This window comes from Microbacterium sp. NPDC089698 (assembly GCF_044749045.1).
Lineage (GTDB): Bacteria > Actinomycetota > Actinomycetes > Actinomycetales > Microbacteriaceae > Microbacterium.
The window spans coordinates 1-20,072 of sequence record NZ_JBIVHE010000008.1 but is presented as its reverse complement, the minus strand read 5'-3'; the positions used below and the strand labels follow the sequence as shown (position 1 = coordinate 20,072).

Here is a 20,072-nt window from a genome sequence, read left to right as displayed (position 1 = left end):
GCGCCGCATCGCGCGCGGGAGCGGATCCGGATCCGTCGCCCCGCGCTCGCCGGATCGGGCATAGCGTGGAGACATGGCACGGATCCTGATCTTCGGCGGCCACGGCAAGGTGGCGCTCCTCCTCGAACCCCTCCTCACCGCACGCGGCGACCAGGTGACCGCGGTGATCCGCGACGCCGGGCAGATCGACGACGTGCGGGCGACGGGCGCGGATCCCGTCGTCTTCGACGCCGAATCCGCGTCCCAGGAGGCGATGGCGACGCTGATCGCCGGGCACGATGCCGTCGTGTGGTCTGCCGGGGCGGGAGGCGGATCCGCGGAGCGCACCAGGGCGGTGGACCTCGACGCCGCGGTCCGTTCCATGGAGGCCGCGGCCGATGCCGGCGTCGGCCGGTACGTGATGGTCTCGTACTTCGGTTCCTCGCCCGCGCACGGGATCCCGGCGTCGGACTCGTTCCACGCCTACGCGGAGGCGAAGGCCGCGGCCGATGAGCACCTGCGCGCGACCGCGCTCGACTGGACGGTGCTCGGACCGAGCCGGCTGACGCTCGAGGAGCCGAGGGGCCTGATCGACGCGACCTCGGAGACCTCGGGCAGCGTCTCCCGCGCCGACGTCGCGCGGGTGATCGCGCAGACCCTGGTCGAGCCGGCGACCATCCGCCGCACGATCCGGTTCAACGAGGGGAATCTGCCGATCGACCAGGCGCTGCGCGAGCTCTGAGAGCGTGCGGCGCTCAGCCGCGGTCGAGCACGGCCAGGGCGATCCTGTCGAGCGCCCACAGGGCGAGAAGCGCGATGCCGGCGACGCCGAGCCCGCTCACCCAGAGCGCCGCGCCGACGGCGCCGAAGAGGAGCGCCTCGAGGCACAGCCGTCCCGCAGGCCGGATGTCGACGCGCGCCTTCGGCGAAAGCAGCAGACCCCAGACGGCCGCGAGCACGGCGACCGCCACGACGGTCACCGCCCAGCCCGCCCCGCCGGGGAGGAGCCGCACCGCGGCGGTCCCGGCACCGGCCAGCAGCGCGAGCTCGATCAGGAACCGCAGCCCGAGGGCGATGCGCAGAGCGGGGCCGCCGTCGAGGAACGGATCGCGTGCGCGACGGTCGCTCATCGGCGGATCAGCCCCGGCCTGCGAGAGCGGCGAGCAGCTCCAGCACGCAGAGCGCGGCGAGGCGCACGGTGCGGGCGTCCTCGTCGTCGGCGGTGGCATCCACCTCGGCGATGTCGGCGCTGACCACGCGGCGGTCTCCGGCGATGCCACGCACGAGCGCGCGCAGCTCCCACGCCGCGAATCCGCCGGGCACGCTCGCCGGGCATCCGGGGGTCGCGGCGCGGTCGCACGCGTCCACGTCGATGTCGAGGTGCACCCGGGACGCATCCCCGGAGCCGGCGATCTCGACCGCCTCGGCGACCACGTCGTCGATGCCGCGACGGCGCACCTCGTCGAGGGTGATGACGCGGATGCCCCAGTCCGCTGCGCGCTGCGCGTAGGCGGCGGAGTTCGCGAAGTCCGCGATGCCGATCTGCACGATCCGGCGGGGATCGATCGCGGATCCCGCAGGGGCGTCCTCGACGAGCCGGCGCACCGGAGAGCCGTTCGAGACCCCGTCGCGCAGGTCGAAGTGCGCGTCGATCGTGATGAGCCCGTCCGCGCCCGCTCCGAGCGCGACGGGGTAGGTGAGCGAGTTGTCGCCGCCGAGCGCGATCACGAGCCGGGACGCCGCCGCGATCTCCGACACGCGGGCGATCGCGCGGGCGACGCCCTCCTCGCCGTCGGGCTCGTGCACGTCGCCCGCATCGGCGATGCGGAGCGCCTGGTTCAGGTCGACCGCGGGCGGACCCATCAGGGTGGGGCTGTAGCGGCGCAGGGCGTCGCGGATCGCCGCCGGGGTCGCGTGCGCACCGGTGGGGGACAGCGAGGTGCGCCAGGTCGGCACGCCGAGCAGGACCGCGTCGGCGGGCGTGCCGAAGGCGGGCCAGTCGCCGCCACGGGGCCAGAGGGGATCGTGCGAGAGTGCCATGAGGAGTCCCTTCCCGGAGGCGCGGTCGGCATCCGTTGAACAGCGTGCCACGGCGCCGCCCTCGCGTCGGGATCACAACGCGGGCATTGTCTGGTACGCGAGACAGTGCGCCTGGTCCGGCGCGGCTGGGCCGGCTCGCGGCCGCGACGATCTGCACATCCGGTGACGATCTGCACAGGGAATGGCAGGATCCGCGTGCCCTTCGTCCTGTCGTGTGCGCATCGTCACAGCCCGCCGATCGCAGCGAGGATGGCCGCCTGCACAGACGGCCAGTCGTGCACCACCTGCGCATAGTCGAATCGAAGGGTGCGGTAGCCGAGGCGCGCGGCGGCGGCATCCCGCACCAGGTCCTTGTGCCGCTTGGTCGGACCCGCATGGTTCTCCTTGCCGTCGACCTCGATGATGAGCCGACCGATGGCGAAGTCGACCGTGCCCACTCCGTCGATGTGCACCTGGCACTCGAGCTGCAGCCCGATCGCGCGCAACCTCAGCCGCAGCAGTGATTCCAGTCCGCTGTCCGCGTCGCCCCGGGCGAAGTCGACGAGCCGGCGCGCGGAGGCCGGCAGGGCTTCGCGGATCCGGCGGCGCGCCGCAGACGGCAGGAGCCCCTTCCGCCAGGCCGACTCGTACGCGGCGAAGAAGGCCTCGTCCCCCGCGCAGAGCCGCAGATGCAGCAGGGCCGTCCCGACGTCGGTCTGCCCGAGCGGCGGCGTGCCCCGGTGGTAGTGCGGGATGCAGGCGCAGTGCGGATGCGTCAGACCATGCCGCCCCGCACCGAGCCAGACATGCGGACCCCTGACCTCGGGCAGCACCCAGACCCCTCGCGCCTTCAACACGCTGGCGCAGGTGAGCGCGCCGCCGTGCGCGACGGCCGCGCGCACCTCGGCATCGACCGGGCCTACCGCGAACACGCCGTCGCGCAGGCGATCGACGGCACCGCGATGCACGGCGCGGGCGATCGCCGAGCGCGTGAAGCCGAGCCGCTGCAGGTCCGCGCCGCGCGCGATCCCACCGCGCCGTCGGATGGTGTCGATCAGGGAGAGCATGCCGACAGCGTGACGGGCCCCGAGGCGTCGTGGGGCGGTGATCCCGGGATCCGTGTCGAACAGGCGTCCGCTCCGTCCTGTGCAGGACGATCCGCGGCTGCGACGATCAGCACACCCTGCGACGATCAGCACACGGATCCGCGGGATCCGCGTGCTGATCGTGTCATCGTGTGCAGATCGTCGCGAACACGAGCCTCGCAGCCCCACGAGCCCCGAGCCCCAGGGGCCTACACAGGGATCACGGCATGAGCGAGGGCGAAGATCGCGAGGCCCGCGAGCGCTCCGACGACCGTGCCGTTCAGGCGGATGTACTGCAGGTCGCGGCCGACCATGAGCTCGATCTTCTCGGTGGTCTCGGCAGGATCCCAGCGCTCGACGGTGTCGGTGATGATCGAGGCGATGTCGTGCCGGTAGCGGTCGACGAGGAACACGGCGGCGTCGGTGACCCATCCGTCCACCCGCTGCTGCAGCGGATCCTCCGTCGCCAGGCGGTCCCCGAGCTCGCCGATCGCGACCGCGGCGCGGCGCCGCAGGCCGCTCTCCGGATCCGCGAGCGACGCCAGCAGGCCGGTCTTGGCCGCGTTCCACGCCTCGGCGGCCAGCGCGCCGACGCGGGGGCTGTCGAACAGGGCCGCCTTCGCGTTCTCCAGGCGCGCCCGTGTGCCGGGGTCGTGCTGGAGGTTGGCCGCGAGCCGTGCCAGGTAGCCGTCCAGCGCGAGACGCGCCGGGTGCCGGGGATCCGCCTGCACGGCCCGCACGAACCGCACCGCCTCGTTGTAGGCGGCCTCATCCACGAAACGGTGTGCGAGCCGGGGCACCCAGCCCGGCAGTCGGCGCGACAGCAGTCCCTGGAAGGCGGCGGCATTGCCGTCGAGCCAGGTCGCGATGCTGTCGACGGCGAGGTCCACCGCGCCGCGATGCGCGTCGGCCTCCACGATGCGCTGCAGCCACGTGCCGGCCGGGGTGCCCCACTCCGGTTCGACGAGGTGCTCGCGCGCGAGCTCCGCGATGACGCCCTGCACGTCCTCGTCGCTCAGGGCGCGCAGCACGGCGGCGGCGATCGTGGATCCCTCGCTCGCGACCCGCTCCGCGTGTGCCGGTGCGCGCAGCCAGGATCCGAGCCGTGCGGCGATCGAGGTCTCGGACAGCTTGGTGCGCACGACCTCGGCGGAGAGGAAGTTCGTCTCGACGAACTCGCCGAGCGTGCGTCCGATCTCGTCCTTGCGGTTGGGGATGATCGCGGTGTGCGGGATGGGCAGGCCGAGCGGACGGCGGAACAGGGCCGTCACGGCGAACCAGTCGGCGAGGGCGCCGACCATGCCGCCTTCCGCGGCAGCGCGGACGTACTCGAGCCACGGGTAGCGGGCCTGCAGCCAGAACGCGACCACGAACGCGACGGCCATGACCCCGAGAGCCGCGAGGGCGACGGCCTTCATCCGCCGGAGCGCGCGCAGGCGTTCCAGATCCGCGGGGGACAGCAGTGCTTCACGGGCGCGAGCCATGCGCCCATCCTTGCAGAGCCCCATCCCGTGGGGCGGGCGGTACTCTCTACCTCGTGATCGAAGACATCAAGAAGCGCGCCCTGCACCGCACCAGCATCCTCGAGGGACAGCTCCGCGGGGTCGCGAAGATGATCGAGAACGAGGACTACTGCATGGACATCATCACGCAGTCCCGCGCCATCCAGCGCTCCCTCGAATCCCTCAACAAGCTGCTTTTGGAGAACCACCTGCGCACCCACGTGGCGCACATGTTCGACGAGGGCGGAGAGCCCCGCGAGCAGGCCATCGAGGAGCTGCTGAAGGCGTTCGACTTCCAGGGGAAGTAGCCGTCGACGCGGATCTGGGAGCGTTCAGATCCGTTGAGAATCAAGCGCTCAACAACGAATATCGTCGTAGGAATCCGATGAAACTACGCTTTCCTCTGTACTGAGGTCGGATCCTGTGTCAGAATCTCCGCAGCGAAGAACTCACTGTGGAGGTTTCATGAGCGGTCCAATGTCCGTACCTGCTCAGAGCACGATCGACGCGCCGACCGGCGGTGTCGAGATCTCTGGCGTCACCAAGTTCTACGGTGAGGCGACCGCCGTCGACCGCCTGTCGTTGTCGATCCGGCCGGGGGAGTTCCTCTCCCTCCTCGGCCCCTCCGGATGCGGCAAGACCACGACGCTGCGCATGATCGCGGGCTTCGAGCACCCCGACGAGGGAGACATCCGGCTGAGCGGCCGGAGCGTGCTGGGACTCCCGCCGCACAAGCGCGAGGTCAACACGGTCTTCCAGGCGTACGCGCTGTTCCCGCACATGACGGTCGCCGAGAACGTCGCCTACGGCCTGCAGCAGCGCAAGGTGCCCAAGGCCGAGCAGCGCGAGCGCGTGGCGGAGGCTCTCGACATGGTGCAGCTGCGCCGCTTCGCGGATCGCAAGCCCACCCAGCTGAGCGGCGGCCAGCAGCAGCGCATCGCGCTGTCCCGCGCCCTGATCAACCGCCCCTCGGTGCTGCTGCTGGACGAGCCCCTGGCGGCCCTGGACCGGCAGCTGCGCGAGGAGATGCAGCTCGAGCTGAAGCTGCTGCAGGCGCGGCTCGGGACGACCTTCGTGTTCGTGACGCACGATCAGGCCGAGGCGCTGTCGATGAGCGACCGGATCGCGGTCATGCGCGCGGGCCGGATCGAGCAGCTCGCCGCGCCGGCCGACATCTACGCCGAGCCCGCCTCGGCCTATGTCGCGTCGTTCATCGGCCAGCAGAACTTCCTGCACGGCACGGCGCTCGGCGGCGACGCGGTCGACACCTACGCGGGGACCGTGCACGGGCGCTGGGGCGGCGAGCAGACCGCTCCCGGATCCGCGGTCGTCGCGGCCATCAGACCCGAGTTCGTCCGGCTCGCCCCGGCCGGCACCGCGGACGGACCGGGGATCGACGGCACCGTGCTCGGCGTCTCGCATCTCGGCGAGACGCTGCAGGTCGCGGTCGAGGTGGGGCGCGAACAGGCGTTCCTCGTGCGGATCCCCGCGCCGGGCGCACCGGCTGTCGCGGTCGGCGACGCCGTGCGCTGCACGTGGAGCCCCTCCGACGTGCGCATCTTCGCCGGCGACGGCATCCCCGAGACGGCCACGCACGTGATCGCGCTTCCCAAGGAAGCGGCCTGATGGCGCCTCGGGGCCCCCTCGAGGCGCCTCCGGTCCGCGTGCTCGCGAACGGCGCATCCGCGCGCAAGATCCGCTCGGAGCTCACCCGGCGCGGCTTCCTCGCCACGGCGCTCGCCGCATCCGGCGCTGTGCTGTTCACCGCGTGCGCACCGCAGCAGGCCTCGGCGGCGTCCGACGCGCATGGCGGACCGCTCGAGGACAGGCTCTCGATCTACACCTGGAGCGACTACGACGATCCCAAGATCCTCAGCGCCTTCACCAAGAAGTCGGGGCCGAAGGTCGTCGTCGACGCGTTCAACTCGAACGAGGAGCTCATCGCCAAGCTCGTGGCGGCACGGGGGACCTCGGGCTATGACATCGTCGTGCCGAGCGGCCTGTTCATCCTGCCGATGGCCGAGAACGGCCTGCTGGAGAAGATCAACCTCGATCTCATCCCGAACTTCGCGACGATGAACCCGAACTTCATCCACCGGTCCTTCGACCCGAAGAACGAGTACTCGATCTGCAAGGCCTGGGGGACGACCGGCTTCGTCTACGACAAGAAGGTCATCTCGCGGGAGCTGACCAACTGGGCCGACTTCATCGACGCCGCGCAGAAGGAGGCGTCCGGGAAGACGGCGGTCCTGGACGACCCGGCGCCGCTGTGCGGCATCTACTTCTGGTCGCACGGCATCGACTGGAACACCACCGAGAAGAAGCACCTCGACGCCTGCGAGAGCTTCCTCACGAAGCAGCTCGCCCCGCACATCACCACCTTCGATTCGGCGCCCGGCGGCCAGATCATCCCGCAGGCGTCCGCCGCGCTCGTGCAGTCCTACAGCGGCGACGCCCGCACCGGCATGGCGGCGTCGAAGGATCCGGAGCGCTGGCAGTGGGTGCTCGGCGCCCCCGCCACAGAGCTGTGGATGGACAACTGGGCGATCGCGAAGGGGGCGCCGCACCCCGAGGCCGCGCACGCCTTCATCGACTACATCATCTCGCCGGACGTGCAGCTCGCCCAGGTCGACTACATCGGCTACGACACGGGCGTGCAGGGCACCCAGCAGAAGGCCGACGAGGCCGGATTGGAGCGTCTGGACATGGTGTACTTCGACGACGCGCAGGTGAAGACCATGCACGAGCAGAAGTTCACGAGCGCGCAGGAGCGGATCGTGTCGATCTGGAACGCGACGAAGGCGGCCGCCGGTGCGTAGGCTCAGGATCCGCTTCGGCCTCGCGCTGCCCGCCTGGGTCTGGCTGCTCATCTTCTTCGTCGTCCCGATCGGGGTCGTCGTCTGGTACAGCTTCGGGTACAAGCCGAGCATCTTCGCGACCAATGCGAACGACAAGCTGTCCTTCGACCGCTACGTCGAGGCGCTCTCTCCGACGTTCTTCGCCACGTTCCAGAACACGCTGTGGGTGGGGATCGCCGGCACCGTGCTGTGCCTCGTGATCGGGGCGCCGGTGGCCTACTGGATCGCCGTGAAGTGCGCGCCGAGCCGGCGCGGGATGTTCCTCGCGCTCGTCATGGTGCCGTTCTGGACCAACTTCCTGGTGCGCACGATCGGCTGGCAGATCATCCTCGCCCCCGAGGGCTGGCTGTCGCACGCGCTGCAGTTCCTCGGCGTCATCCCCGGTCCGCTCGGGATCCTGAACACCCGCGGCGCGGTGCTGCTCGGTGTCGTCTACAACTACCTTCCGCTCATGATCCTGCCCCTCTTCGTGGCGTTCGACCGCGTGAGCGGCCCGCTGCGGGAGGCGAGCAAGGACCTGGGCGCGGGCAGCTGGAGGACCTTCTTCCGGGTGACGATCCCGCTCGCGCAGCCCGGAATCATCGCGGGCGTGCTGCTCGTCTACATCCCGCTCATGGGCGACTACATCACGGCCACCGTGCTCGGCGGCGCCAAGGGCAACATGGTCGGGCAGATCGTGGCCAGCCAGTTCCAGACCGCGCAGAACTGGGCGCTGGGATCCGCGATGGCGGTGCTGCTGATCCTCACCATCGGGCTGTCGATCGCCATCGCGGCCGCGATCGGCTGGCTCGTCACGATCCCGATCCGCCGCAGCTACCGGCTCACGCTCGAGGAGGCACGATGACCGTCGTCGCAGAACGACCCGCCGAGCAGGCGGATCCGTCACCGTCCACGACCCGGGCGGGATCCGGTCGCCGTGCGAAGGCGCCGCGCAACGTCAGCCGCTGGCTCCTGCCGCTGTGGGCGACGCTCGTGTTCGTCTTCCTGTTCCTGCCGATCGCGGTCGTGATCGTGTACTCGTTCAACGTCGGCCGGCTGCTGATCTCCTGGGACCACTTCGGCTTCGACTCGTTCGCCGCGATCGTCACCAAGCCCGCCGTGCGCGACGCGGTGCTGGTCTCGCTGCGCACCGGCCTCATCGCCGCGGTGCTCGCGACGGCGCTCGGAACGCTCGCCGGCATCGCGATGGCGCGCACGCCCGGCAAGTGGGTGCCGTGGTTCCTCGGCCTGCTGCTGCTGATCTCGGTCACGCCCGAGATCGTGGACGCCGTCGCGCTGCTGCCGTGGGTGGTCTTCCTCGGCCAGGATCTGGGGCTGTCGATCTTCAACGACGGCACCGTGCGCCTCGTGATCGGGCAATCGCTGTTCTCGATCGCGATCGTGTCGTACATCGTGAGGGCGCGCCTGGTCGGGCTCGACGCGAAGCTCGAGGAGGCCTCCGCCGACCTCTACGCGAAGCCGCTCACGACGTTCTTCAAGGTCACGCTGCCGCTCGCGATGCCGGCCGTGCTCGCGGGCTTCCTGCTCTCGTTCACCCTGGGCCTGGACAACACCATCGTCTCCGCGTTCGTGCAGGTCTCCGGCACCACGCCGTGGCCGGTCTACGTGCTGAGCGCCCTCCGCAGCGGCCTGCGTCCGGAGATCGCCGCGGTGTCCACGATCATGCTCGTGCTGACGCTCGGGGCGCTCGCCCTCGTGGCGCTCGTCCTGAAGAAGGCGGGAGACTCGGCCGCCGACATCGCGCGGACGATGGCGGGAGGCTGATCCGGGCGGCTAGCCTCGGCCTCGTGGACGCCTCCGATCTCGCCGCGCTCCGCGGCGGCCTGCTCTCCTTCTGCTACCAGATGCTGGGCTCGCCGTTCGATGCGGAGGACGCCGTGCAGGACGCGCTCGAGCGCGCCTGGCGGGGCCGGGCGTCGTACGACCCGGCCAAGGCGGCGCTGTCGACCTGGGTGTACCGCATCGCGCGCAACATTTGCGTGGATCGGCTCCGCGAGACGCCGCGGCGTCCGCTGCCGCGAGACCTGACGGATCCCGGCATCGACGTCGGCGCGCCCCTCGTCCCGGCCCTGGACGTGCCCTGGCTCGTACCGGCGCCGACCCGCTGGTGGGCGGATTCGGAGCCGGAGCGCGCGGCTGCCGAAGCCTCCGGCGTGCGGCTCGCGGTGACGCTGGTGCTGCAGGCGCTGCCGCCCAGGCAGCGCGGGGTCTTCATCCTGCGCGAGGTCCTCGGTCACTCCGCGGCCGAGACGGCCGAGATCCTGGAGACGAGCGTGCCGTCGGTGAACTCCGCGCTGCAGCGCGCGAAGGCGGCGGTCGCCGAGCGCTCCTCGCGCCCCGCTCCATTGAGGCGGGAGACCGTGGAGCGCTATGCGAGAGCGATCGAGCGGGCCGACGCGGCCGCTCTGGCCGAACTCGTCGCCGACGATGTGCTGTTCGAGATGCCGCCGGTGCCGTACTGGTCGATCGGGCGCGAGACCTACGCCGCTTTCATGGCGCACCTGTTCGAGCGGCAGGGCACCCGCTGGCGCACCACCCCGATCTCGGCCAACGGGCAGCACGGCTTCCTTCTCCTGCGCATCGACGACGAGGGGGCGCACCCGCACACCGTGCAGCTCTTCGAGGCCGACTCGACCGGCGAGAGGATCGGCCACGTGCTGGTGTACCGGGACGAGGCGCTCTTCGCGCTCTTCGAGAGGGACGGCGTCGTCGCGCCGTGACGGATCAGAGCGGATTCCCCCTGCACCGATGAATCCGGTGCCGCTCGTCCGTACACCCTGAGGAAGCCCTCCGCGGAGGATCCGCATCCGGGCACGACGCAAGGAGCACGACATGGCACGCATCATCGTGGCGCAGTTCATCACCCTCGACGGCGTCGTCGAGGACCCGGACGGATCCGGCGGCACGCCGTTCGGAGGCTGGTGCTTCCGGCACGGCCCCGAGGCGATCTCGGGGGACAAGTTCCGCTACGGATCGATCCTGCAGACCGGGATCTTCCTGTTCGGGCGGCGCACCTGGGAGGCCTTCTCGGCGCTGTGGCCGCCGCGTGACGAGACGGATCCCTTCGCACACGCGCTGAACGCCGCGGACAAGGCCGTCGTCACCCGGGGGGATGTCGACCTCTCCCGATGGCGGAACTCCCGGCGGGTCGACGCCGATCCGGTGGGCTGGGCGCGGGAGACGGCCGCAGAGCGCGACGTGATCGTCATCGGCAGCGGCTCGCTCGTCGAGCGCTTCGTCGAGGAGGGCGCGGTCGACGAGTACCGGCTGCGCGTGTTCCCGACGGCCACGGGCGCCGGGCGCCGCCTGTTCCCCGACGGCGCGGCGCTCGATCTCGTGAGCGTCGAGCAGATGGGCCCGACGAGCCTGATGATCGCGACGCCGTCGGCCCGAGACCGGTGAGCGCCCTTCGTCCCGCCTTCGGCTCGCTCAGGAGCCGCACCTGAAGGGCGCGAGACGAGACGCCGTGCGGAGGAAGGCGGCATGAGAAAGGGGAGGGCGGATCCCCATCCGCCCTCCCCGAGTCGCGTCCCCAGCGACTACAGAACCGACTCCGCCTCCGTGAGCACGCCGCGGAGGATGCCGGTGATCTCGCGGAACTCCGCCGGACCGATGGTGAGCGGCGGGGCGAGCTGGATCACGGGATCGCCGCGGTCGTCCGCGCGGCAGTACAGGCCGGCGTCGTAGAGCGCGCCGGAGAGGAAGCCGCGCAGCAGGCGCTCCGACTCGTCGTCGTCGAACGTCTCGCGCGTGGCCTTGTCCTTGACCAGCTCGATCCCGAAGAAGTAGCCGTCGCCGCGCACATCTCCGACGAGAGGCAGATCGAGCAGAGTCTCCAGCTCGGCGCGGAACAGCGGCGAGTTCTCGCGCACCCGCTCGTTGAGCCTCTCCTCCTCGAAGATGTTCAGGTTCTCAAGGGCGACGGCGGCGGAGACCGGGTGCCCGCCGAACGTGTAGCCGTGCGGGAAAGACAGGTCGCCGTGCGCGAAGGGCTCGTAGATGCGGTCGCTGACGATCGCGGCGCCCAGAGGGGAATAGCCGCTCGTGATGCCCTTGGCGCAGGTGATGATGTCGGGCACGTACCCGTAGGCGTCGCAGGCGAACATGTGCCCGATCCGGCCGAACGCGCAGATCACCTCGTCGGAGACGAGCAGCACGTCGTAGCGGTCGCAGATCTCGCGCACGCGCTGGAAGTAGCCGGGAGGCGGCGGGAAGCACCCGCCCGAGTTCTGCACCGGCTCGAGGAAGACCGCGGCGACTGTGTCGGGGCCCTCGAACTGGATCATCTCCTCGATCCGGTCGGCCGCCCAGACGCCGAACGCCTCGGGATCCGTCGGCGCGCCCATCTCGGCGGCGCGGTAGATGTTCGTGTTCGGAACGCGGAAGCCGCCGGGGGTGACCGGCTCGAACATCGCCTTCATCGCGGGGATGCCGGTGATCGCGAGCGCGCCCTGGGTCGTGCCGTGATACGCGATCGAGCGCGAGATGACCTTGTGCTTGGTGGGCTTGCCGCGCAGCTTCCAGTAGTGCTTGGCGAGCTTGAAGGCGGTCTCGACGGCCTCGCCGCCGCCGCTCGTGAAGAAGACGCGGTTCAGGTCGCCCGGCGCGTAGCCGGCGAGGCGGTCCGCGAGCTCGATCGCCGCGGGGTGCGCGTACGACCACAGCGGGAAGAACGCCAGCTGCTCGGCCTGCTTCGCGGCGGCCTCGGCGAGGCGGGTGCGGCCGTGGCCGGCGTTGACGACGAAGAGGCCGGCGAGCCCGTCGATGTACTGCTTGCCGGTGTCGTCCCAGATGTGGTGTCCCTCACCTCGGACGATGATCGGCACTCCGCCGCGGTCCATCGTGGACTGGCGGGTGAAGTGCATCCAGAGGTGATCGTGTGCTTTCTGTTGCAGATCGGCGCTCATGCTCCGATCTTGGCACTCGAAATCCAAAATGACAACAGATATCGAAGGTTGAGATCCTCGAATCCTGCGGATTCCGAGGTTGGACGCTCGCGGGATCTCATCGAAGGAACGGCGTGGATGCTTCGAGGGCGTGAATCGAAGCGCAGGCGATCTGACGGCGATGCAGCTAGAATGCATGCATGAGCGTCACGATCACGGTCCGCAACGTTCCCGATGAGGTGCGGGACGAGCTCGCAGCCAGGGCTGCGAAATCGGGTCGGTCGCTTCAGGAGTACCTGAGCGCCGAGCTCCTGCGTCTCGCCTCGACGCCGAGCGCTCTCGAGGCCGTCGCACAGGCACGATTGAACACGCAGACCTATCCGTCGTTGAGCATGCGCGACATCGTGGAGGCCGTCGGCGATGGCCGGCGCTGAGCGAGAACTGCTCGTCATCGATGCCTCAGCCGTCGTGGCGCTCGTCGCGGCCAACGCGGGGGAGACGCGGTGGCTGTCGGAGCGGATCGGTGACGCGATGCTCTTCGCGCCGTCCCTCCTGCTCACCGAGGTCGACAGTGCGCTGCGGGGGCTCGAGCTCGGCCGCACGCTCTCGACTCCGCAGGCGGCGGCGTCGCGATGGCACGCCCGCCGGCTGCCGATCGAGTTCTGGCCGGGCGAGGCGATCGCGGAGCGTGCGTGGGAGCTGCGCACCAACCTGACGATCTACGACGCGAGCTATGTCGCGCTCGGCGAACGTCTCGGTGCCGTTCTGCTCACCGGTGACCGACGGATCGCCAGCGCCGGTGTCGCCCGGTGTCCGGTCGAGGTCGTCGACCTGGGGCGGTGAACGCTCAGGGCAGCGGGACGACCTCGGTGTCCGGCATCGGCGCGGCGTCGCGGCCGCGCAGATCGGGGAAGAACCGTACGAACAGGACCGAGACGATCAGCGCGACGGCGGCGAAGCACGTGGCGGCGAGGTAGGCGCCGGTCGGGCTGTGCATGCTGTCGATCAGGAAGCCGGCGATCGCGGATCCGGCGGCGGCGCCGATCAGCTGCCCCGTGCCCGCCCAGCCGAAGGCCTCGGCCGTCTCGGAGAACTTCACGCTCGCGGACGTGATCGCGAACAGCACCGCGAGGGCGGGGGCGATCCCGATGCCGGCGGCGAGCAGCGTGCCGCCGAGCCAGAACACGTTGAGCGACACCATCGTGAGAGCGAGACCGACGGTCACGATGGCGAGCCGGCGGGCCATCGCCCACGGGCCCATCGGCACTCGGCCCGATGCCAGGCCTCCGACGAGGCTTCCCACGGAGAACACGGCGAGCACCAGCCCGGCCTCCAGCCCTCCGTGGTCGAAGGTCTTCACCACGCCCACCTCGACGGCCGCGCAGGCGCCGATGAGCAGGAAGCCGATGACCGTGGCGAGCATCACCGGAGGCTTCAGCACGACCGCGCCGAACCCGCGCCGGCTGCGCGGGATCCGCACCCGGCCCACCTCGGGGGAGAGGATGAACCACGCGCCGCCGCCCACGAGCAGCGCGGCCACGAGCAGCAGGCCCTGGACGGTGCCGACCTGCGTCGAGACGATCGTGATGACGACCGGCGCGACGATCCAGATGATCTCCTGCAGCGAGGCGTCCAGTGAGAACAGCGGCGTGAGCTGCGAGGAGTTCACGAGCTTGGGATAGATCGTGCGCGCGGCCGACTGGATCGGCGGCGTGGAGAGGCCTGCGATCAGGCCGAGCACCACGTAGCCGGCGAGGGGCAGGAAGGAGAAGAAGGCGAGCCCCAGGAACGACAGCACGCAGACCGAGAGCGTCAGCGTCAGTACCGGGCGCATGCCCCAGCGGCCCATCCAGCGGCTGGTGACGGGACCGGAGACGGCCTGCCCGATCGAGGACGCGGCCAGCACGAGACCCGCCGCGCCATAGGAGCCGGTCGCGTGCTGCACGTGCAGCAGGATCGCGAGGCTCGCCATGCCGTTCGGGAACCGCGCCGTCAGTTGCGCGGTGATGATCCGTCCGACGCCCGGTACGCGCAGAAGCTCCCTGTATCCCGATCCGGCCACGGATCAACGCTACAGGTCGCACGGGGTCCGGAGCAGGGTCTCGCGCGGTCTCCGGCCGGGCGGTGCGGGGGTGCGCCCGCGACACGCCGACGACACGCCGGAGGGCGAATTCCACAGGCTGAGGAATGTCGGCGACCCCTCCTAGCGTCGGATCTGTGGAGGGATCCGGGCGGGGTCTCCCGGAGCCGCGGGAAATCGCGGTTCGGGGGTGCTCCGCGGTCGCCGCCGGCTGTGGACAAAGGCGTGGAGAACCTGTGGTGAATCGGTGGAATACGGTGGAAAACTACACAGTTGTAACTACTAGCCCTTGTGGTCGACCCGAATGTCCGCACCTATATGTAGTATTGAACTCCCGGCGGGGCCTACCTGCCCGAAGCCGGGTTCTGAGGGGAAGAAGAGGCGCAATACATGTCCATCACGGTCTACACCAAGCCCTCCTGCGTGCAGTGCAACGCGACCTACCGCGCACTCGACGCGAAGGGCATCGAGTACGAGGTCCACGACGTCTCCGAAGACGCTGCGGCGCTCGAGCACGTGAAGTCGCTCGGCTACCTGCAGGCTCCTGTCGTCGTCACCGACGAGGACCACTGGTCGGGCTTCCGTCCCGACAAGATCGACGAGCTCGCCGCTCGCCTGGCCTGACTCCCGAGGGGGCGATCTCATGAACGCCGCCACCGCGACCGCCGCGCCGCTGCTGGTCTACTTCTCGAGCATCTCGGGCAACACCGCTCGATTCATCGAGAAGCTGGGCCTTCCGGCGCGGCGGATCCCGCTGCACAGCACGGAGGAGCCGCTCGTCATCGACGAGCCGTTCGTGCTGGTCACGCCGACCTACGGCGGCGGGCAGGGCCGAGGCGTCGAGAAGGGCGCCGTGCCCAAGCAGGTCATCCGGTTCCTCAACGACGAGCGCAACCGGCGTCACATCCGCGGAGTGATCTCCGCAGGCAACACCAACTTCGGCGACGCGTTCTGCGCCGCCGGTGACATCATCAGCCGCAAGTGCCACGTGCCCCACTTGTACCGGCTCGAGATCTACGGCACACAGGACGACGTCGATCGGGTGACCGACGGATTGGAACGATGGTGGAAGCAGCACTGAAGGACACAGCGCCGGTGAAGAGCGAGATCGCGTTCAAGGTCAACGCGGCGTACGAGGGGCTCGACTATCACGCCCTCAACGCGATGCTGAACCTGTACGACGCGGACGGCAAGATCCAGTTCGACGCGGACAAGCGCGCGGCGCGGGAGTACTTCCTGCAGCACGTGAACCAGAACACGGTGTTCTTCCACTCGCTCAAGGAGCGCCTGGACTACCTCGTGGAGAAGGAGTACTACGAGGGCGCGGTGCTCGAGGCGTACTCCTTCGAGTTCATCCAGAAGCTCAACGACCTCGCCTACTCGAAGAAGTTCCGCTTCGAGACCTTCCTCGGCGCGTTCAAGTACTACACGAGCTACACGCTGAAGACCTTCGACGGCAAGCGCTACCTGGAGCGCTTCGAGGACCGCGTCGTGATGACCGCCCTCGCCCTGGCCGACGGCGATGAGGATCTCGCCGTGAACCTCGTCGAGGAGATCATCTCGGGCCGCTTCCAGCCCGCCACCCCGACCTTCCTCAACGCCGGCAAGGCGCAGCGCGGCGAGCTCGTCAGCTGCTTCCTGCTGCGCATCGAGGACAACATGGAGTCGATCGCCCGCGGCATCAACTCCGCCCTGCAGCTGTCCAAGCGCGGTGGCGGCGTGGCGCTGCTGCTCTCGAACATCCGCGAGTCGGGTGCTCCGATCAAGCAGATCGAGAACCAGTCCTCGGGCATCATCCCCGTGATGAAGCTCCTGGAGGACTCCTTCTCCTACGCGAACCAGCTCGGTGCGCGCCAGGGCGCCGGTGCGGTGTATCTGAACGCGCACCACCCCGACATCATGCGGTTCCTCGACACCAAGCGGGAGAACGCCGACGAGAAGATCCGCATCAAGACGCTGTCGCTGGGCGTCGTCGTGCCGGACATCACGTTCGAGCTCGCACGGAACGGCGAGGACATGTACCTGTTCTCCCCGTACGACGTCGAGCGCGTCTACGGCGTGCCGTTCGGCGACGTCTCGGTCACCGAGAAGTACCGCGAGATGGTCGACGACCCGCGCATCAAGAAGACCAAGATCAACGCGCGCGAGTTCTTCCAGACCCTCGCCGAGATCCAGTTCGAGTCGGGCTACCCGTACATCATGTTCGAGGACACGGTGAACAAGGCCAACCCGATCAAGGGCCGGATCAACATGTCCAACCTGTGCAGCGAGATCCTGCAGGTGAACACCCCGACGACCTACAACGAGGACCTCTCGTACGGCCAGATCGGCAAGGACATCTCCTGCAACCTGGGCTCGATGAACATCGCGCTGTCGATGGACGCCGACGACCTCGGGCAGACGGTGGAGACGGCGATCCGCGCGCTCACCGCGGTGAGCAACCAGAGCCACATCGGTTCGGTGCGCTCGATCGAGGACGGCAACGACCGCTCGCACGCGATCGGCCTGGGGCAGATGAACCTGCACGGCTACCTCGCTCGTGAGCGCGTCTTCTACGGCTCCGAAGAGGGCATCGACTTCACGAACATCTACTTCTACACGGTGCTGTTCCACGCGCTGCGCGCGTCGAACAAGCTCGCGATCGAGCGCGGCGTCGCCTTCGACGGCTTCGCCGACTCGACCTACGCGTCCGGCACGTTCTTCGACAAGTACATCGACCAGGAGTGGGTGCCCGCGACGGAGAAGGTCGTCGAGCTGTTCGCCGGCCAGCACATCCCGACGCAGGACGACTGGCGCGAGCTGAAGGCCTCCATCCAGGAGCACGGCATCTACAACCAGAACCTGCAGGCCGTCCCGCCGACCGGATCCATCTCGTACATCAACAACTCGACGAGCTCGATCCACCCGATCGCGTCGAAGATCGAGATCCGCAAGGAAGGCAAGCTCGGTCGCGTCTACTACCCGGCGGCGTTCATGACGAACGACAACCTGGAGTACTACCAGGACGCGTACGAGATCGGCTACGAGAAGGTCATCGACACGTACGCCGCGGCGACGCAGCACGTGGACCAGGGCCTGTCCCTCACGCTGTTCTTCAAGGACACCGCTACCACGCGCGACATCAACAAGGCGCAGATCTACGCCTGGCGCAAGGGCATCAAGACGATCTACTACATCCGTCTGCGTCAGATGGCCCTCGAGGGGACCGACATGACCGAGTGCGTCAGCTGCATGCTGTGAGAACCCGCGTTTCGTCTCGCTCAACGACCGAAGTAGGAAAGAAATGACCCCCGAACCGCTCAAGCTGGTCGACCGTGTGCAGGCGATCAACTGGAACCGCATCCAGGATGACAAGGACCTCGAGGTCTGGAACCGTCTGGTGAACAACTTCTGGCTGCCCGAGAAGGTGCCGCTGTCGAACGACATCCAGTCGTGGAACACGCTCACCCCCGAGGAGCAGACGCTCACCATGCGCGTCTTCACCGGCCTGACGCTCCTGGACACGATCCAGGGCACGGTCGGCGCGGTGTCGCTCATCCCCGATGCGATCACCCCGCATGAGGAGGCCGTCTACACGAACATCGCGTTCATGGAGTCGGTGCACGCGAAGAGCTACTCCTCGATCTTCTCGACGCTGTGCTCGACGAAGGAGATCGACGAGGCGTTCCGCTGGTCCGTGGAGAACCCGAACCTTCAGAAGAAGGCTCAGATCGTCATGGACTACTACCGCGGGGACGAGCCGCTCAAGCGCAAGGTCGCCTCGACCCTGCTCGAGAGCTTCCTGTTCTACTCGGGCTTCTACCTGCCGATGCACTGGTCGTCGCGGGCGAAGCTCACCAACACGGCAGACCTCATCCGCCTCATCATCCGCGATGAGGCCGTGCACGGGTACTACATCGGCTACAAGTTCCAGCGCGGTCTCGAGACCCTCGACCAGGCCAAGCGCGACGAGCTGAAGGACTACACCTTCTCGCTGCTGTACGAGCTCTACGACAACGAGGTGCAGTACACCCAGGATCTGTACGACGGCGTCGGCCTCACCGAGGACGTCAAGCGCTTCCTGCACTACAACGCGAACAAGGCGCTCATGAACCTCGGCTACGAGGCGATGTTCCCCGCGACGGTGACGAACGTGAACCCGGCGATCCTGTCGGCGCTCTCGCCGAACGCCGACGAGAACCACGACTTCTTCTCGGGATCCGGATCCTCCTACGTCATCGGCAAGGCCGAGGCCACCGAGGACGAGGACTGGGACTTCTGAGTCGCTGATCACACTCGAAGCCCGTCAGGGCGGATGAAAGGCCTGGATCTGCTCCTGCAGATCCAGGCCTTTCATCGTGTCCGGAGGACCGACGGCTCGGGTATCGGCGTCCGACGCGCAAGGTCAGGGCTGCGGGTAGTAGTCCTTGCTTCCGACGGGGCCGTCGATCCTGAAGACGCCGTCCTTGTAGACGACTTTGGTCACACCGAGGTTCGGGACGCCCGCCGGAGGCATCCCGGGGGCTCCTCCATCGACCGTGCGCATGTCGGGTCCGTTGGCGAAGCACATGATCGAGATGCCGCTGGAGACGACGAGGATCGCGCTGTCCTTCTTCTTGGCCTTCGCGGCGATCTCGGTGAGCGCCGCGGTCATCCGCGAGTTCACGTCCGTGCAGTCCTCGGCGGGCAGGCCCAGCTGCGGGGCATCGGCCACGGCCTTGATCGCAGCCATCATGCCGTACAGGCCCTGCTGGGCGATCGCGATGCCCTGCATCGTCTGCCAGCCGCCGTTCTGCCCCGACGCATCCGCCGGGGCCGTCGGTGCCGCGTCGTGATCGATCGTGTAGCCGAGGTGTTCGACCGCCGCCGACCACATCTCCTTGTTCTCCTTGCCCTCGTAGCGGCCGAAGTTCATCTCGCGAAGGCGCCAGTCCTGGGTGACCGCGAGTCGTGTCTGGCCGGCGCCCTGCAGGAGGTAGGTCGCGGTCTCGAAATGACGCTTGCCGTCCGCGGAGTACGCGACGTCGAACGGCCCGATCGCGGCAGTGAGGCGCGCGCCGACCGCGGCCGCCAGCGGGCGGCCCTCGTCGACCTTCGCGACGGGAGCGGTCGCCACCGGCCGGGTGCCGACGAGCAGAGGGGAGTCCGCCCAGCCCTGCACGGTGTCGGTCTGATTCAGGATGGTGCGTCCGTGACGGGTCAGATAGATGACGACCGCCTTCTTGTCGGACTTGTCGGTCCTCGCGCTGGCGACGACACTCGTCGAGGCTGCGGTGGCTGACATCGCGGTGAGGGTGGTCGCCGCGATGACGGCCGCGGTGACCGCGGCGATGCGGATGACGCTTCTTCTCATGATTGCTTCTCTCCATCTGCGGGATGCTCCTCACGGCTCTGTGAGGAGATCGGGGTCCGCAGGTAAAAACCTGCCACGCTAAAGTATTCGGCTGCAAGCGTGTTTCAGGATCCATGCGTCCGCCTCGCTCCCACGGCGGAGCACTCCACTTCCGAGTCGTCCCTGTCAGCGCACGCCATAGGGTGCGCTGACGGGGACGACTCGGAAGTGGAAGGGAAGGAACGGGGGGGGCTAGTTGTACTGACCTCGACCGTTGTTGATTCGGTCGATGGGGGTTTGGCCTCCGATGCCGAGGTGGGCTCTGTCCAGGTTGTAGTGGTCGAGCCAGGTT

The 20,072-nt window shown here is 68.7% G+C and carries 21 protein-coding genes; 14 read left to right on the top strand and 7 right to left on the bottom strand.

Annotated features, from left to right (window positions below; translation table 11 throughout):
• The first annotated feature begins 73 nt into the window (after positions 1-73).
• On the top strand, positions 74-721 hold the full coding sequence (locus ACIPY5_RS18410) for an SDR family oxidoreductase (RefSeq protein ID WP_400973322.1): 648 nt from the start codon (positions 74-76) through the stop codon (positions 719-721).
• A gap of 13 nt (positions 722-734) precedes the next feature.
• On the opposite strand, the gene ACIPY5_RS18405 is transcribed toward ACIPY5_RS18410, so the two are convergent.
• From ACIPY5_RS18405 to ACIPY5_RS18390, 4 genes are all read right to left on the bottom strand, one after another.
• Positions 735-1,109, bottom strand: a complete 375-nt coding sequence (locus ACIPY5_RS18405; protein WP_400973319.1) for a YrdB family protein — start codon at positions 1,107-1,109, stop codon at positions 735-737.
• 7 nt (positions 1,110-1,116) lie between these two features.
• Positions 1,117-2,019, bottom strand: coding sequence for an arginase family protein (locus tag ACIPY5_RS18400; RefSeq protein ID WP_309337283.1), 903 nt, complete (start codon positions 2,017-2,019; stop codon positions 1,117-1,119).
• Positions 2,020-2,243: 224 nt separating this feature from the next.
• Entirely contained in the window at positions 2,244-3,065 is an 822-nt protein-coding gene (locus ACIPY5_RS18395) for a DUF559 domain-containing protein (RefSeq protein ID WP_400973316.1), read from the bottom strand.
• Between the two features lie 227 nt (positions 3,066-3,292).
• Positions 3,293-4,567: a DUF445 domain-containing protein gene (locus ACIPY5_RS18390; RefSeq protein ID WP_309337279.1), complete on the bottom strand. Its 1,275-nt coding sequence runs from the start codon at positions 4,565-4,567 to the stop codon at positions 3,293-3,295.
• Positions 4,568-4,620: 53 nt separating this feature from the next.
• Here ACIPY5_RS18390 and ACIPY5_RS18385 point away from each other — a divergent pair, with 53 nt between their 5' ends.
• From ACIPY5_RS18385 to ACIPY5_RS18355, 7 genes are all read left to right on the top strand, one after another.
• Positions 4,621-4,893 (top strand): metal-sensitive transcriptional regulator, encoded by a 273-nt coding sequence (locus ACIPY5_RS18385; protein WP_309337277.1) that lies wholly within the window; start codon positions 4,621-4,623, stop codon positions 4,891-4,893.
• Positions 4,894-5,062: 169 nt separating this feature from the next.
• The gene (locus ACIPY5_RS18380) at positions 5,063-6,211 is read left to right on the top strand and encodes an ABC transporter ATP-binding protein (protein WP_400973313.1); all 1,149 of its coding nucleotides are present in this window, start codon (positions 5,063-5,065) and stop codon (positions 6,209-6,211) included.
• Positions 6,211-7,404, top strand: a complete 1,194-nt coding sequence (locus tag ACIPY5_RS18375; protein WP_400973311.1) for an extracellular solute-binding protein — start codon at positions 6,211-6,213, stop codon at positions 7,402-7,404. Before ACIPY5_RS18380 ends, ACIPY5_RS18375 begins: the two co-directional genes overlap by 1 nt.
• Entirely contained in the window at positions 7,397-8,287 is an 891-nt protein-coding gene (locus ACIPY5_RS18370) for an ABC transporter permease (RefSeq protein ID WP_309337269.1), read from the top strand. The genes ACIPY5_RS18375 and ACIPY5_RS18370 overlap by 8 nt, the downstream gene beginning before the upstream one ends.
• The gene (locus ACIPY5_RS18365) at positions 8,284-9,207 is read left to right on the top strand and encodes an ABC transporter permease (RefSeq protein WP_309337267.1); all 924 of its coding nucleotides are present in this window, start codon (positions 8,284-8,286) and stop codon (positions 9,205-9,207) included. The genes ACIPY5_RS18370 and ACIPY5_RS18365 overlap by 4 nt, the downstream gene beginning before the upstream one ends.
• 23 nt (positions 9,208-9,230) lie before the next feature.
• On the top strand, positions 9,231-10,163 hold the full coding sequence (locus ACIPY5_RS18360; protein ID WP_400973307.1) for an RNA polymerase subunit sigma-70: 933 nt from the start codon (positions 9,231-9,233) through the stop codon (positions 10,161-10,163).
• Positions 10,164-10,275: 112 nt separating this feature from the next.
• On the top strand, positions 10,276-10,845 hold the full coding sequence (locus ACIPY5_RS18355) for a dihydrofolate reductase family protein (RefSeq protein WP_400973304.1): 570 nt from the start codon (positions 10,276-10,278) through the stop codon (positions 10,843-10,845).
• Positions 10,846-10,982: 137 nt separating this feature from the next.
• Here ACIPY5_RS18355 and ACIPY5_RS18350 read toward each other — a convergent pair whose 3' ends face one another.
• On the bottom strand, positions 10,983-12,350 hold the full coding sequence (locus ACIPY5_RS18350) for an aspartate aminotransferase family protein (protein WP_400973301.1): 1,368 nt from the start codon (positions 12,348-12,350) through the stop codon (positions 10,983-10,985).
• Between the two features lie 179 nt (positions 12,351-12,529).
• Between ACIPY5_RS18350 and ACIPY5_RS18345 the strand changes: the two genes are divergently transcribed.
• Together ACIPY5_RS18345 and ACIPY5_RS18340 are read left to right on the top strand one after the other, a co-directional pair.
• Positions 12,530-12,763, top strand: coding sequence for a FitA-like ribbon-helix-helix domain-containing protein (locus ACIPY5_RS18345; RefSeq protein WP_309337257.1), 234 nt, complete (start codon positions 12,530-12,532; stop codon positions 12,761-12,763).
• On the top strand, positions 12,750-13,172 hold the full coding sequence (locus tag ACIPY5_RS18340) for a type II toxin-antitoxin system VapC family toxin (protein WP_309337256.1): 423 nt from the start codon (positions 12,750-12,752) through the stop codon (positions 13,170-13,172). Before ACIPY5_RS18345 ends, ACIPY5_RS18340 begins: the two co-directional genes overlap by 14 nt.
• A gap of 4 nt (positions 13,173-13,176) precedes the next feature.
• Here ACIPY5_RS18340 and ACIPY5_RS18335 read toward each other — a convergent pair whose 3' ends face one another.
• Positions 13,177-14,391: an MFS transporter gene (locus ACIPY5_RS18335; protein WP_309337254.1), complete on the bottom strand. Its 1,215-nt coding sequence runs from the start codon at positions 14,389-14,391 to the stop codon at positions 13,177-13,179.
• Positions 14,392-14,799: 408 nt separating this feature from the next.
• Between ACIPY5_RS18335 and nrdH the strand changes: the two genes are divergently transcribed.
• Genes nrdH through nrdF form a run of 4 tightly spaced genes read left to right on the top strand, consistent with a single transcriptional unit; the run spans position 14,800 to position 18,670 of the window.
• Positions 14,800-15,033, top strand: a complete 234-nt coding sequence (gene nrdH / locus ACIPY5_RS18330) for a glutaredoxin-like protein NrdH (protein WP_045251249.1) — start codon at positions 14,800-14,802, stop codon at positions 15,031-15,033.
• Between the two features lie 19 nt (positions 15,034-15,052).
• On the top strand, positions 15,053-15,490 hold the full coding sequence (gene nrdI / locus ACIPY5_RS18325; protein WP_309337249.1) for a class Ib ribonucleoside-diphosphate reductase assembly flavoprotein NrdI: 438 nt from the start codon (positions 15,053-15,055) through the stop codon (positions 15,488-15,490).
• On the top strand, positions 15,472-17,649 hold the full coding sequence (nrdE, locus tag ACIPY5_RS18320) for a class 1b ribonucleoside-diphosphate reductase subunit alpha (protein WP_400973295.1): 2,178 nt from the start codon (positions 15,472-15,474) through the stop codon (positions 17,647-17,649). Before nrdI ends, nrdE begins: the two co-directional genes overlap by 19 nt.
• A 43-nt stretch (positions 17,650-17,692) precedes the next feature.
• Positions 17,693-18,670, top strand: coding sequence for a class 1b ribonucleoside-diphosphate reductase subunit beta (gene nrdF, locus ACIPY5_RS18315; RefSeq protein ID WP_292717164.1), 978 nt, complete (start codon positions 17,693-17,695; stop codon positions 18,668-18,670).
• Between the two features lie 123 nt (positions 18,671-18,793).
• Here the strand turns inward: nrdF and ACIPY5_RS18310 are convergent, their stop codons facing one another.
• Positions 18,794-19,741 (bottom strand): histidine phosphatase family protein, encoded by a 948-nt coding sequence (locus tag ACIPY5_RS18310; protein WP_400973291.1) that lies wholly within the window; start codon positions 19,739-19,741, stop codon positions 18,794-18,796.
• Between the last annotated feature and the right edge of the window lie 331 nt (positions 19,742-20,072).